Origin of the sequence: Serratia sp. SSNIH1, from assembly GCF_002935055.1 — a bacterium.
Lineage (GTDB): Bacteria > Pseudomonadota > Gammaproteobacteria > Enterobacterales > Enterobacteriaceae > Serratia > Serratia nevei.
In genome coordinates this window covers 413789-426411 of the sequence record NZ_CP026383.1, presented here as the reverse complement: position 1 = coordinate 426411, position 12623 = coordinate 413789, and the positions used below count along the sequence as shown (strand labels likewise).

Below are 12623 nucleotides of genomic sequence, written 5' to 3'. Positions count from 1 at the left end.
ACGAACGTTATGAATAACTCTGCTTTTAATTTCGACACCCTGTCGCCCGATTTGATCATGGACGCGCTAGAAGGGATTGGCCTACGCGTCGATTCCGGCCTGACGGCGCTGAACAGCTATGAGAACCGCGTCTATCAGTTTATGGACGAGGATCGTCGACGCTACGTGGTGAAGTTTTACCGCCCGGAGCGCTGGAGCGCCGCACAAATCGGTGAGGAACATCAGTTCGCTCTGGATCTGGCCGGCGCAGAGATCCCGGCGGTGGCGCCGTTGGCGTTGCAAGGCGCTACGCTGCATACGCACGGCGGCTTTTTCTTTGCCCTGTTCCCCAGCGTGGGCGGGCGGCAGTATGAGATAGACAACCTGGATCAGTTGGAATGGGTGGGTCGTTTCTTGGGGCGCATCCATCAGGTCGGCGGTGAGCGTTTGTTCGCCGAGCGGCCGACGATGGGGATTGAAGAGTATCTCACCGCCCCGCGTCAGGCGCTGGCCGGTTGCGAGCTGTTGCCGGCAGCGCAGCGTGAGGGGTTCCTGCAGGCGACGGATAACCTGATCGCGGCGATCAAGCCGCACTGGCATCTGAACTGGCAGCCGCGCCGTTTGCACGGCGATTGCCATCCGGGCAATATTCTGTGGCGTGATGGCCCGCTGTTCGTCGATCTTGATGACGCGCGCAATGGCCCTGCGGTACAGGATCTGTGGATGCTGTTGCACGGCGAACGTCGCGACCAACTGATGCAGCTGGACGTTTTGCTGGAGGCGTACGGCGAATTTGCCGAGTTCGATCAGCGCGAGCTGGCGTTGATCGAGCCGCTGCGGGCGATGCGCATGGTGTATTACCTGGCCTGGGTCGCTCGCCGTTGGCAGGATCCGGCCTTCCCTAAGAGTTTTCCGTGGATGGCGGAGTCTGATTTCTGGTTATCTCAGACTGCGGCGTTTAATGAACAGGTTAAGCTGTTGCAGGAGCCTCCTCTGCAGCTGACGCCAATGTATTGAAGCTTTAACACAATGGAGAGTTTAGTCTTATGAAAAAAATATGGTTGGCGCTCGTTGGCATGGTGATGGCATTCAGCGCCTCGGCGGCACAGTTTAGCGATGGCACTCAGTACGTGACCCTGGACAAGCCGGTGACCGGTGAGCCGCAGGTGTTGGAGTTCTTCTCCTTTTACTGCCCACACTGCTACCAGTTTGAGCAGGTCTATCACGTGTCCGAGAACGTGAAAAAAGCGTTGCCTGCCGGCACCAAAATGACCAAGTACCACGTGGAGTTCCTGGGGCCGTTGGGCAAACAGCTGACTCAGGCGTGGGCGGTCGCGATGGCGCTGGGCGTGGAAGACAAAGTAAGCCCGCTGATGTTTGAAGCGGTGCAGAAAACCCAGACCGTGCAAACGCCGGACGATATCCGTAACGTCTTCGTGAAAGCGGGCGTAACCGCCGCAGATTATGACGCGGCCTGGAACAGCTTCGTGGTGAAATCTCTGGTGGTTCAACAGGAGAAAGCCGCAGAAGATCTGCAGCTGCGCGGCGTGCCGGCGGTATTCGTCAACGGCAAATACATGGTTAAAAACGATGGCCTGGACACCAGCTCGATGGACGCTTACGTGAAGCAGTTCGCCGATGTGGTTAAATTCCTCAGCCAGCAGAAATAAGCCTGATTCAACATGAAAAACGCCGGCATCGCCGGCGTTTTTTTATCCGTATTGCCGCTTCAATTTATCCAGCAACCGGTCTTTTTCCTGCCACAGCGTATTCAGCCACAGCTGGAAGCGCCGCTTGAACTGTTTGTCGTTGAAGTAGTCCCCGTGCAGGGTTTCATCGATCGGTAGCGTCTCTATTCTCACCACGATACGCGTCAGGCGGCCGCACAGCATATCCAGAAAGGGCCGCTGGTTATTTTCCGGATAAAGCAGGGTGACGTTCAACACTTTGTCGAACTGATTGCCCAGCGCGCTAAGGGTAAACGCGATGCCGGCAGCTTTGGGCGCCAGCAAATTGCGATAAGGTGAATTGCTTTTAATTTTCTTGGCTTCGGTGAAGCGTGAACCTTCGACGAAATTGACGATGGTGGTTGGGCGCTGACGGAATTTTTCGCAGGAACGGCGCGTCGTTTCGATATCCTTGCCGCGTTTCTCGGGGTGTTTGAGCAAATAGGCGCGGGAGTAACGCTTCATGAATGGCATATCCAGCGCCCAGCAGGCCAGGCCGACAAACGGCACCCAGGCGAGCTGCTGCTTGAGGAAGTACTTATTCATTGGAATATGATTTCTGAACAGCACGCACAATACGACAATGTCCGACCAACTTTCGTGGTTGCTAATCAGCAGATACCAGTTTTTGCGATCCAGCCCTTCCAGCCCTTCAATATCCCAACGCAACTGCCCGTTAATGCGCAATAACAGCGCCAGCCCTTGGCACCAACACCACATCATGAAATCGGCGAAAGCCGAGATATATCGCCAAACGGCGGGAATGGGCACCAGGAGTTTCACGATGCCGGCCAGCGTGATGGGGATGGAGCACAACACCGTCACCAGAATGGTAAGTATGACGGAAATGATAAAGATAACAGGCGTTAACAATCTTGGCATGATTATGGGCTGACGGTTGGTGGGAACATCGTTGCATGCCAAAGCGCATGAACAAAAACGCATTTTAACAGAAATCGCCGGGGTAAAGCGCCGCTAAAAATCACTGTTTTTCGTCTCATCGGATAACCCTTTGCTGAGTTTTCGTGCAACTTGTCCAGCTTGTGCTATGGTAATTGAGGCGCCGAATTTGATTAATAGTGCGATTAAAATCCGGCGAAAGTTATATCCACAAATCCAATGAAAGCCAATAATAAAGCGTCGCCGGAATTCGTTCTTTTAACGCGGTGATTTAAATAGGAATTTTATTCGCCGTTATAACGATAATCGCAGCGTTATAATTCGGTCTCTTTTCTATGCACAAAGTTATCCACAGGTAAGATCTTGCGGATCCTCGCGCACAATCACATCATTTTCGTCCGCAATGCACGCTAAGGTTCGTCTCCGGCGGCCAGCTATGGCATGCTTACCCCTATGTTCGATCACGATAAAGAAACGCTATGGCCCAGATTGCAGAAAACCCACTAATCCTGGTTGACGGTTCCTCTTACCTCTACCGCGCTTACCACGCCTTCCCGCCGCTGACCAACTCGGCGGGCGAGCCGACCGGTGCGATGTACGGCGTGCTGAATATGCTGCGCAGTCTACTGTTGCAGTATCAACCGAGCCACGTTGCCGTGGTGTTTGATGCCAAAGGGAAGACCTTCCGCGATGATCTGTTCGCTGAATACAAGTCGCACCGGCCGCCGATGCCGGACGATCTGCGCGCGCAGATCGAGCCGCTGCACAACATGGTCAAGGCGATGGGCCTGCCGCTGTTGGTGACGCCCGGCGTAGAGGCGGATGACGTCATCGGTACGCTGGCGCTGGAGGCCGAAAAGGCCGGCCACGCGGTGCTGATCAGCACCGGCGACAAAGACATGGCGCAGCTGGTGACGCCGAACGTCACCCTGATCAACACCATGAACAACACGATCCTCGGCCCGCAGGAAGTGTGCGACAAGTACGGCATTCCGCCGGAGCTGATCATCGACTTCCTGGCGCTGATGGGCGATTCATCGGACAATATTCCCGGCGTGCCGGGCGTGGGCGAGAAAACCGCCCAGGCGTTGCTGCAGGGCATCGGCGGGCTGGATGCCTTGTATGGCAATCTGGAGAGCATCGCCACGCTGAGCTTCCGCGGTGCCAAAACCATGGCGGCCAAGCTGGAGCAGAATAAAGAGGTCGCGTATCTCTCCTATAAGCTGGCGACGATCAAAACTGACGTCGAGTTGGATCTGACCTGCGCTGAGCTGACGGTGTCCGAGCCGGATGTCGATACGCTGCAACAGCTGTTCAAACAGTACGAGTTCAAACGCTGGCTGGCGGACGTGGAAGCCGGCGTATGGCTGGAAAACAAGAAAGGCGCGGGTGCGAAAGCTGCCGGCGCCGCCAAACCGGCCGTAGCCGCGGAAGCGCCGAAAGCGCTGGCGGAGGCCAAGCTGTCTCAGGACGGTTATGTCACCATCCTGGACGAAGCGACCTTTACCGACTGGCTGGCGCGGCTGAAGAAGGCCGACGTGTTTGCCTTCGATACCGAAACCGACGGCCTGGATACCCTGACCGCCAATCTGATCGGCCTGTCCTTTGCGATTGCGCCGGGCGAAGCGGCTTATTTGCCGGTGGCGCACGATTATCTGGATGCGCCGGCGCAGCTGGATCGCGCTTACGTGCTGGAGGCGCTCAAGCCGCTGCTGGAAGACGAGAAAGCGCTGAAGGTCGGGCAAAATCTGAAGTTCGATATGAGCCTGCTGGCGCGTTACGGCATCGAGATGCGCGGCATCGCCTACGACACCATGCTGGAGTCCTATGTGCTGGACAGCGTCGGCGGCCGTCATGATATGGACAGCCTGGCCGATCGTTATCTGGGCCACAAAACCATCACCTTCGAAGAGATCGCCGGCAAGGGCAAGAACCAGCTGACGTTCAATCAGATCGCGCTTGAGCAGGCGGCGCCTTACGCTGCCGAAGACGCCGATGTTACGCTGCAACTGCATCTGGCGATGTGGCCGCAGCTGAAGCAGAGCGCAGAGCTGCTGACGGTGTTCAACGAGATTGAAATGCCGCTGCTGCCGGTGCTGTCGCATATCGAACGTACCGGGGTGCTGATCGATCCGGCCATTTTATCGGCCCACTCGCAGGAGCTGGCCAAGCGTCTGGCTGAGCTGGAGGCGCAGGCTCACGAGCTGGCGGAAGAGCCGTTCAACCTGGCGTCGACCAAGCAGCTGCAGGCTATCTTGTACGAAAAACAAAAGCTGCCGGTGCTGAAGAAAACCCCGGGCGGGGCGCCATCCACCAACGAAGAGGTGCTGGCCGAGTTGGCGCTCGACTATCCGCTGCCGAAAGTGATTCTGGAATACCGCGGTTTGGCGAAGCTGAAGACCACCTATACCGACAAGCTGCCGCTGATGATCAACCCGGTCAGCGGTCGGGTGCATACCTCGTACCACCAGGCGGTGACCGCCACCGGCCGTCTTTCCTCAAGCGATCCGAACCTGCAGAACATCCCGGTGCGCAACGAAGAAGGGCGTCGTATTCGCCAGGCCTTTATCGCGCCGGTAGGTTACCGCATCGTCGCGGCCGACTACTCGCAGATCGAGCTGCGCATCATGGCGCATTTGTCACAGGATGAGGGGTTGCTGAAAGCCTTCGCCGAAGGGAAAGACATCCACCGCGCCACGGCGTCGGAAGTCTTCGGCGTGCCGCTGGATAAAGTGACCGGTGAGCAGCGCCGCAGCGCCAAGGCGATTAACTTCGGTCTGATTTACGGCATGAGCGCCTTCGGCCTGGCGCGTCAGCTGGGGATCCCGCGTGGGGAAGCCCAGCGCTATATGGATCTGTACTTCGAGCGTTACCCGGGCGTGCTGGACTACATGGAGCGCACCCGCCAGCAGGCTTCCGAACAGGGCTATGTCAGCACGCTGGATGGTCGCCGCCTGTATCTGCCGGACGTCCGCTCCAGCAATGCCATGCGCCGCAAGGCGGCCGAGCGTGCCGCCATCAACGCCCCGATGCAGGGCACGGCGGCCGACATTATCAAACGTGCGATGATCGAGGTCGACGCCTGGCTGCAAGGGCAGGAGAAGCCGCTGGTGCGCGCGATCATGCAGGTGCACGATGAATTGGTGTTTGAGGTGCACGAGTCGGTGATCGAAGAAGCCAGCCAACGTATCCGCCAATTGATGGAGGGCAGCATGACGCTGGCGGTGCCGTTGAAGGTCGACGTGGGCGTCGGCATGAACTGGGATGAGGCGCACTGATCGCCAGTTTATCGCCGGATGTGCTAACTGGCGAGAACCTAAGCATTTTTCGTAATTAAGCTACAAGATGCGGCGATAGTTTCCCCAACTTCGCCGTTCTTGCGCCGCAAATTGTGTAAGTAAACTACAAAAAATTCTTTTGCCCTGCGAAAAAATGATGTAGAGTTACAGGCGTAGGGTACAGAGGTAAGATGTTCTATCTTTCAGACCTTTTACTTCACGTAATCGGATTTGGCTGAATATTTAGCCGCCCCAGTCAGTATTGACTGGGGCGTTTTTTATTGTAAAAACAGCAGCAAACCATACGTTTTTCCTATCTCTTCGCACCGTTTTTCGTTCCCGCTCCCGCTCCCTCAACGCCGTGATTTGGTGAGATCAGCCTGCCCTGGCGATAAGTTTTTATGATGGCTTTATTTCAGAACTGTAATTAGATAACAAAAAATCCCGCCTGTGGCTGAACTGCGGGCATAAAAAAGCCGATGCGGTGAGGCATCGGCTCTGGCGTTCAGCCTGGGCTTATTCGCCGGCTTCGTCTTCCGGCAGCACTTCCGGCGGGATCTCGTTAAACCAGGTATCCAGCTTCTGGCGCAGCTTGTCGACACCGATCTTCTTCAGCGACGAGAAGGCTTCAACCTGGATATCCCCCATAAACGGCAGCACCGCTTCACGCACCATATTGAGCTGCGCCTTGCGTGCGCCGGAGGCCAGTTTGTCGGCCTTGGTCAGCAGCACCAGCACCGGGGTGCCGACGTCGACCGCCCACTGGATCATCTGCTGGTCGAGATCTTTCAGCGGATGGCGGATATCCATCAGCACCACCAGGCCCTTCAGGCTGTTACGCATCTGCAGGTATTCGCCCAGCGCGCGCTGCCATTTGCGCTTCATTTCTTCCGGCACTTCGGCGTAGCCGTAACCCGGCAGGTCGACCAGGCGGATGCCGTCTTCCACTTCGAACAGGTTGATCAGCTGGGTGCGCCCCGGCGTCTTACTGGTGCGCGCCAGGCTTTTTTGGTTGGTCAGGGTATTCAGCGCGCTGGATTTCCCGGCGTTGGAACGGCCGGCAAAGGCGACTTCAATTCCTGCATCCCCCGGCAGATGGCGAATATCGGGTGCGCTGGTGACGAAATGGGTCACATGATAGTTGTAGTTCTTGCTGGTCAAAATTTTTCGTCTCCGTGAGGATGGCTAACTGGTTGGCGATTATAACTGCATCAGCGGTAAAAATGGCGTGTTTCTCGGTTTTTAAGCGGCGGGACGCGATAAAACGACAGTTATGCCGCGCGTAGGTTGTGAGACATTTGCCATTCGAATCGCGGGTAATGTCGCTTTATTCGAAAGTGATATTTCTGTTTTTATTTTAAAAACAACATGTTGTTTTTTCGTTGTAGGGAAATGTCATCCAAATCGGCGTCAGGTGCCTTGAGCCTTCGCTACAATAACGTAAAGTAGTCGTTAACGCAGGGTTGCGCAGGATTAGGGAACATCCGGGAAGGATGACAAATCTCAGGGAACGCACAGGGCGTGCAATGAGTGCCAGGATGAACGCAAAAGGAAGTGACCCTTTCGCACCGGAATAGGCGGCAGGCACATCGGATGGTGAAGTATCGGCAATTTGGATGCCCGCAGGAAGCGCGCTCGGGAAGAGCGGATGCGAATGGATTGCGCCATGGACGATTTTTCTTTCAGGATGAAGGACGTAGTGGCAAGGAATGCGGTTATAGCAGAGGGAAAAACCGGGATGTTGCATGTACGCAAGGAGCGCGTAACAGGAATACCCTTCGCGAGAAGGTGCGAAATAGGCGGCAGGTTTAACCTGCCGCCTTTTTTCTTTGTCCGCTTTCTGCTAGATTCCGCCGCAATTCTATACTGAATCTACATACCTAAGAGCACACGCTATGAACCAGCCATCAAAAGCACCTCGCGGCAGCGCGGCGAAGTCAAAAACGAAAAAGAAAAGCCGTATGGAGCTCGATCAGGAAGCGCGCGAGCGCAAACGCCTGAAAAAGCGCCGTGGCCTTGCTTCCGGTTCGCGCACCCAGGTCGAGTCCGGCAGCCAGAAAAACAAATCGGCGGCGGCAGCCAAAGACCCGCGTATTGGCAGTAAAGTGCCGGTTGCGCTGGTGGTCGACGAGACCAAAGTGAAGGCCAAACCGCAGCCGAAACCAAAGGCCGAAGCGAAACCGCGCCTGTCGCCGGAAGAAGAGCTGGCGAAGCTGGAAAATGACGAGCGCCTGAACGCGCTGCTGGATCGCATCGACGACGGTGAAACGCTGAACGCGGAAGAGCAAGCGTATGTCGACAAGACGCTGGATCGCATCGATGTGCTGATGGACGTGCTGGGCATCGAGCTGGGCGAAGACGACGACGAAGAAGAAGAAAAGCAGGAAGATATTCTGAAGCTGCTGAAAGGCGGCAATCCGAAAGACGCCTTTTAACGCGCTATGTGGCTAATCCCGACAATAGCCCTACTCTTGATGTGTTATCTGCTGTGGTTATTCGGTAAACTATGGCGGCTGTCTAAGCGCAAAGCGCGTTTTCGCAGCGCTTCCGTGGCCAGACAGCGCAGACAACCGCCCCTCTCCCGGCCCGGTAGAAAAAGATATCGGAAGGAGTGAGCATGTCAGAGCAGACGATTGTCTGGGATTTGGCCCTGATCCAAAAATATAACTACTCAGGGCCGCGTTATACCTCATACCCCACGGCGCTGGAGTTTAACCAGCGCTACGACGAAGCGGCGTTTCAACGCGCCGCTGCGCGCTACCCTGAGCGGCCGCTGTCGCTGTACGTGCATATCCCTTTCTGCCATAAGCTGTGCTACTTCTGCGGCTGCAACAAGCTGGTGACGCGCCAGACGCACAAGGCCGACGAATACCTGAACGTTTTGGCGCAAGAGATCGCCAGCCGTGCGCCGCTGTTCGCCGGCCGTAAGGTCGGCCAGATGCACTGGGGCGGCGGTACGCCGACCTACCTGGATAAAGCGCAAATCAGCCGGCTGGTGGCGTTGCTGCGCGAACACTTTGATTTCCTGCCCGATGCGGAGATGTCGATCGAGGTCGATCCGCGTGAGATAGAGCTGGATGTGCTCGATCATTTACGCGCCGAAGGCTTTAACCGTCTGAGCATGGGGGTGCAGGATTTTAACAAGCAGGTGCAGCAGCTGGTTAACCGCGAGCAGGACGAGGCCTTTATCTTTGCCCTGATAGAGAGGGCCAAAGCGCTGGGCTTCCGCTCGACCAATATCGATCTGATCTACGGCCTGCCGAAACAGACGCCGGAAAGCTTCGCTTTCACGCTGCAGCGGGTGGCTGAGCTGAATCCCGATCGCCTCAGCGTGTTCAACTACGCGCATATGCCGAACTTGTTCGCCGCCCAGCGCAAAATCAAAGACGCCGACCTGCCGGGCGCGCAGCAGAAGCTGGATATCCTGCAGCAGAGCATCGCTTTCCTGACCGGCGCCGGCTATCAGTTCATCGGCATGGATCACTTTGCGCGCCCGGACGACGAGCTGGCGATTGCGCAACGCGAAGGCAAGCTGCATCGAAATTTCCAGGGCTATACCACCCAGGGCGACAGCGATCTGCTGGGGCTGGGCGTGTCGGCCATCAGCATGCTTGGCGACGGCTATGCGCAGAACCAGAAAGAGCTGAAGCGTTACTATGACAGCGTACAGGCGCAGGGTAATGCGCTGTGGCGCGGGCTGGCGCTGACGGACGACGATTGCCTGCGGCGCGATCTGATCAAAACCCTGATCTGCAATTTCCGGTTGGCGTATCCGCCGCTCGAACGGCAATACGGCATCGACTTTACCGCTTACTTCGCCGAAGACCTGCAGCTGCTGGCGCCGTTTGAACGCGATGGGCTGGTGGAGCGGGACGAGCAGGGCATCCGCGTCACGCCGCGCGGGCGCTTGCTGATCCGCAATATCTGCATGTGTTTTGACCGCTATCTGCGGCAACAGGCGCGCAGCCAGCAATTCTCACGGGTGATCTGAGGATGAAAAAACAGCCGCTGATGCGGCTGTTTTTTTAACTGAAGAAGTTAATCAGCGCGGCGCACAACACCGCGGCAACCGCCGCCTGCGGGGTGTGGCTGGCGGCGGAGCCCAGCTCCGCGCCCTGAGAAATGAATACGATGAATGAGTCCAGCATCGTCAACCTCCAGAGTGTGCGACACGATCATACTGCGCCCGCACCGGCTGTAAAGCCTGCGGTTGGCGTTTTTTTGTGCGCCGGACTGCGTTTTTCATCATCCATCCCCGTTCCTATTCCATGCCCAGCTCTTTAAGCTTGCGGGTCAGAGTATTTCGCCCCCAGCCCAGCAGGCGCGCGGCTTCCTGTTTGTGCCCCTGGGTGTGGCGCAGCGCGGTGGTGAGCAGCGTGCGCTCCATTTCCGGCTGTGCTTCCGAAAGCAGGTTTTGATGACCGGAACGCAGCGCGCGATCGGCCCACTGTGCCAGCAGCGTGGCCCAGCTGTCCGGCAGACTGTGGCTGGGGCTCTCCGGCGCGGCGGTTTCGAACAGTTCGCTCGGCAGATCCTGAATCAGCACCTCTTGCCCGGCGGCCATCACCGTCAGCCAGCGGCAGGTGTTCTCCAGCTGGCGCACGTTGCCCGGCCAGGGCAGGCGGGTCAGCGCGGTTTCGGTTTCCGGGTGCAGGTTTTTGGCTTCGACGCCTAACTCTTTGGCGGCGATCTGCAGGAAGTGGCGCGCCAGCCGCGGGATGTCTTCACGGCGCTCGCGCAGCGGCGGCAGGTGTACGCGGATCACGTTCAAGCGGTGGAACAGATCCTCGCGGAACTTGCCTTCCTGCACCCGCAGCTCCAGGTTCTGGTGCGTGGCGGCGATGATGCGTACGTCGACCTTCACCGGCGCATAGCCGCCGACCCGGTAGAACTGGCCGTCCGCCAGCACCCGCAGCAGGCGCGTTTGCACGTCGAGCGGCATATCGCCGATCTCGTCGAGGAACAGCGTGCCGCCGTCGGCCTGTTCAAAGCGCCCCTGACGGATTTGGTTCGCGCCGGTGAAGGCGCCTTTCTCGTGGCCGAACAGCTCGGACTCGATCAGGTCCTTGGGGATGGCGGCCATGTTCAGGGCGATGAACGGCGACTTGGCGCGCGGGCTGTGGCGGTGCAGCGCATGCGCCACCAGCTCCTTGCCGGTGCCGGATTCGCCGTTGATCAATACGCTGATCGATGAACGCGACAGCCGGCCGATGATGCGAAACACGTCCTGCATCGCCGGCGCCTCGCCGATGATGTCCGCTGCCGGATCGCTGGCCGGCTGGCTGCGCACCGGCTGCTGCTGCTCCTGATAATGGCTGATGGCGCGCTCGACCAGCGCCACCGCTTCGTCGATGTCGAACGGTTTCGGCAGGTAGTCGAAGGCCCCTTGCTGATAGGCGCTGACGGCGGCGTCCAAATCCGAATGCGCGGTCATGATGATCACCGGCAACATCGGGTGGCGCTGTTTGATCTGCTTGAGCAGCGCCAGGCCGTCTATACCCGGCATGCGGATATCGGACAGCAGCACGTCGGGGGTTTGCGTGGCCAAGGCTTCCAGCACGTCATTGCCGCCTTCGTAGGTGGCGCAGCTCAGGCCCGCACCGGTGAGCGCGCGCTCAAGCACCCAGCGGATGGAGCTATCGTCATCGACGATCCAGACTATCCCTCGTTGCATAGCAAACCTCACTGACGAATGGGCAGGTAGACCGAGAATTCGGTATGACCTGGCCAACTGTTGAATTCAATTTTTCCGCAATGCTGATCGATAAGATTGCGGGCGATGGATAATCCCAGGCCGGTACCGCCCTCACGGCCGCTGACCATCGGGTAGAACAGCGTGTCCTGCAGCTGCGCCGGCACGCCGGGGCCGTCGTCTTCGACGTCGATGCGCGCCGCCAGGCGGTAGCGGGTGCCGTGCAACGTAATCTGAAACGCGGTGCGGGTGCGCAGCGTGATGGTGCCGCCCGCCTCGCCCAGCGCCTGCAGCGCATTGCGGGTGATGTTCAGCAGCACCTGTTCAATCTGATCCGGGTCGTGGGCCATTTCCGGCAGGCTCGGATCGTAGTCGCGCACCAGCGTGACGTTATCCGGCATTTCCAGCGACACCAGCTGGCAGACGCGCTCCGCGACCTGATGAATGCTCTGGGTGATGTGCTGGCCGGGCCGCTGTGGGCCGAGTAGGCGATCCACCAGATTGCGCAGCCGATCGGCCTGCTCAATGATCACCTTGGTGTATTCGGTCAGCGCCGGATCGGGCAGCGCCTTGGCCAACAGCTGCGCCGCGCCGCGCAGGCCGCCCAGCGGATTTTTAATCTCGTGCGCCAAACCGCGCACCAGATCGCGGGCCGCCACCTGTTGGGCATGCTGCAGCTGTTCCTGGCTCAGGCGGCGCTGATTGTCCATCGGCGCCAGCTCGACCAGGATATAGCCTTCCGGCAGCGCCTGAGCGGTCAGGGAAAGGATGTGCGCACGGCCGTCGACCACCAGGGTCACTTCGTTGTCGGTGAAGCCCTGACCGGCGCGCAGGCTTTCGCGCATCAATGAGACGTTCAGCGAAAAATAACCGAGCAAATCGGGCAGCGGCGTGCCGAACAGCTTGCGGGAGCTTTGCGCCAGCAGCTGCTGTGCCGCCGGGTTGGCGTAGTGAACCGCCAGTGACTCATCCAACAGCAGGATGCTGTTGATGAGTGAATTGAGGATCTGCCCAGCATCGGGCAGCTTGCCAGTTGCCATACAGCAG

Annotated in this window: 10 protein-coding genes; 5 read left to right on the top strand and 5 right to left on the bottom strand. The window is 58.2% G+C overall.

Annotation, left to right across the window (positions count from 1 at the left end):
* Positions 1-9 precede the first annotated feature (9 nt).
* The gene (locus C3F38_RS02025; protein WP_047729592.1) at positions 10-996 is read left to right on the top strand and encodes a serine/threonine protein kinase; all 987 of its coding nucleotides are present in this window, start codon (positions 10-12) and stop codon (positions 994-996) included.
* 29 nt (positions 997-1025) lie between these two features.
* Entirely contained in the window at positions 1026-1649 is a 624-nt protein-coding gene (gene dsbA, locus C3F38_RS02020) for a thiol:disulfide interchange protein DsbA (protein ID WP_025304721.1), read from the top strand.
* A 42-nt stretch (positions 1650-1691) separates the two neighbouring features.
* Here dsbA and C3F38_RS02015 read toward each other — a convergent pair whose 3' ends face one another.
* Positions 1692-2588 carry an acyltransferase gene (locus C3F38_RS02015; protein WP_033636498.1) on the bottom strand — a complete coding sequence of 299 codons (897 nt, stop codon included), beginning with the start codon at positions 2586-2588 and terminating at the stop codon, positions 1692-1694.
* 497 nt (positions 2589-3085) lie between these two features.
* Between C3F38_RS02015 and polA the strand changes: the two genes are divergently transcribed.
* Positions 3086-5884, top strand: coding sequence for a DNA polymerase I (polA, locus tag C3F38_RS02010; protein WP_055317180.1), 2799 nt, complete (start codon positions 3086-3088; stop codon positions 5882-5884).
* A gap of 516 nt (positions 5885-6400) precedes the next feature.
* Here the strand turns inward: polA and yihA are convergent.
* Positions 6401-7045 (bottom strand): ribosome biogenesis GTP-binding protein YihA/YsxC, encoded by a 645-nt coding sequence (gene yihA / locus C3F38_RS02005; protein WP_019452177.1) that lies wholly within the window; start codon positions 7043-7045, stop codon positions 6401-6403.
* A 734-nt stretch (positions 7046-7779) separates the two neighbouring features.
* Between yihA and yihI the strand changes: the two genes are divergently transcribed.
* A complete protein-coding gene (gene yihI, locus C3F38_RS01995) occupies positions 7780-8319 on the top strand; it encodes a Der GTPase-activating protein YihI (protein WP_071890410.1) in 540 nt (179 codons plus the stop codon).
* Between the two features lie 182 nt (positions 8320-8501).
* Positions 8502-9875 (top strand): oxygen-independent coproporphyrinogen III oxidase, encoded by a 1374-nt coding sequence (hemN, locus tag C3F38_RS01985; RefSeq protein WP_038872540.1) that lies wholly within the window; start codon positions 8502-8504, stop codon positions 9873-9875.
* 34 nt (positions 9876-9909) lie between these two features.
* On the opposite strand, the gene C3F38_RS26085 is transcribed toward hemN, so the two are convergent.
* From C3F38_RS26085 to glnL, 3 genes are all read right to left on the bottom strand, one after another.
* Positions 9910-10032 (bottom strand): YshB family small membrane protein, encoded by a 123-nt coding sequence (locus C3F38_RS26085; protein WP_015379453.1) that lies wholly within the window; start codon positions 10030-10032, stop codon positions 9910-9912.
* Between the two features lie 113 nt (positions 10033-10145).
* Positions 10146-11558, bottom strand: a complete 1413-nt coding sequence (glnG, locus tag C3F38_RS01980; protein ID WP_047729595.1) for a nitrogen regulation protein NR(I) — start codon at positions 11556-11558, stop codon at positions 10146-10148.
* 8 nt (positions 11559-11566) lie between these two features.
* Positions 11567-12616 (bottom strand): nitrogen regulation protein NR(II), encoded by a 1050-nt coding sequence (gene glnL, locus C3F38_RS01975; RefSeq protein WP_055317179.1) that lies wholly within the window; start codon positions 12614-12616, stop codon positions 11567-11569.
* Positions 12617-12623: the final 7 nt, after the last annotated feature.

What these genes read in the sequence shown, in the direction of transcription:
- C3F38_RS02025 (WP_047729592.1), top strand. Translation starts at nt 10, where the DNA reads ATGAATAACTCTGCTTTTAATTTCGACACCCTGTCGCCCGATTTGATC.
- dsbA (WP_025304721.1), top strand. Translation starts at nt 1,026, where the DNA reads ATGAAAAAAATATGGTTGGCGCTCGTTGGCATGGTGATGGCATTCAGC.
- C3F38_RS02015 (WP_033636498.1), bottom strand. Translation starts at nt 2,588, where the DNA reads ATGCCAAGATTGTTAACGCCTGTTATCTTTATCATTTCCGTCATACTT.
- polA (WP_055317180.1), top strand. Translation starts at nt 3,086, where the DNA reads ATGGCCCAGATTGCAGAAAACCCACTAATCCTGGTTGACGGTTCCTCT.
- yihI (WP_071890410.1), top strand. Translation starts at nt 7,780, where the DNA reads ATGAACCAGCCATCAAAAGCACCTCGCGGCAGCGCGGCGAAGTCAAAA.
- hemN (WP_038872540.1), top strand. Translation starts at nt 8,502, where the DNA reads ATGTCAGAGCAGACGATTGTCTGGGATTTGGCCCTGATCCAAAAATAT.
- C3F38_RS26085 (WP_015379453.1), bottom strand. Translation starts at nt 10,032, where the DNA reads ATGCTGGACTCATTCATCGTATTCATTTCTCAGGGCGCGGAGCTGGGC.
- glnG (WP_047729595.1), bottom strand. Translation starts at nt 11,558, where the DNA reads ATGCAACGAGGGATAGTCTGGATCGTCGATGACGATAGCTCCATCCGC.
- glnL (WP_055317179.1), bottom strand. Translation starts at nt 12,616, where the DNA reads ATGGCAACTGGCAAGCTGCCCGATGCTGGGCAGATCCTCAATTCACTC.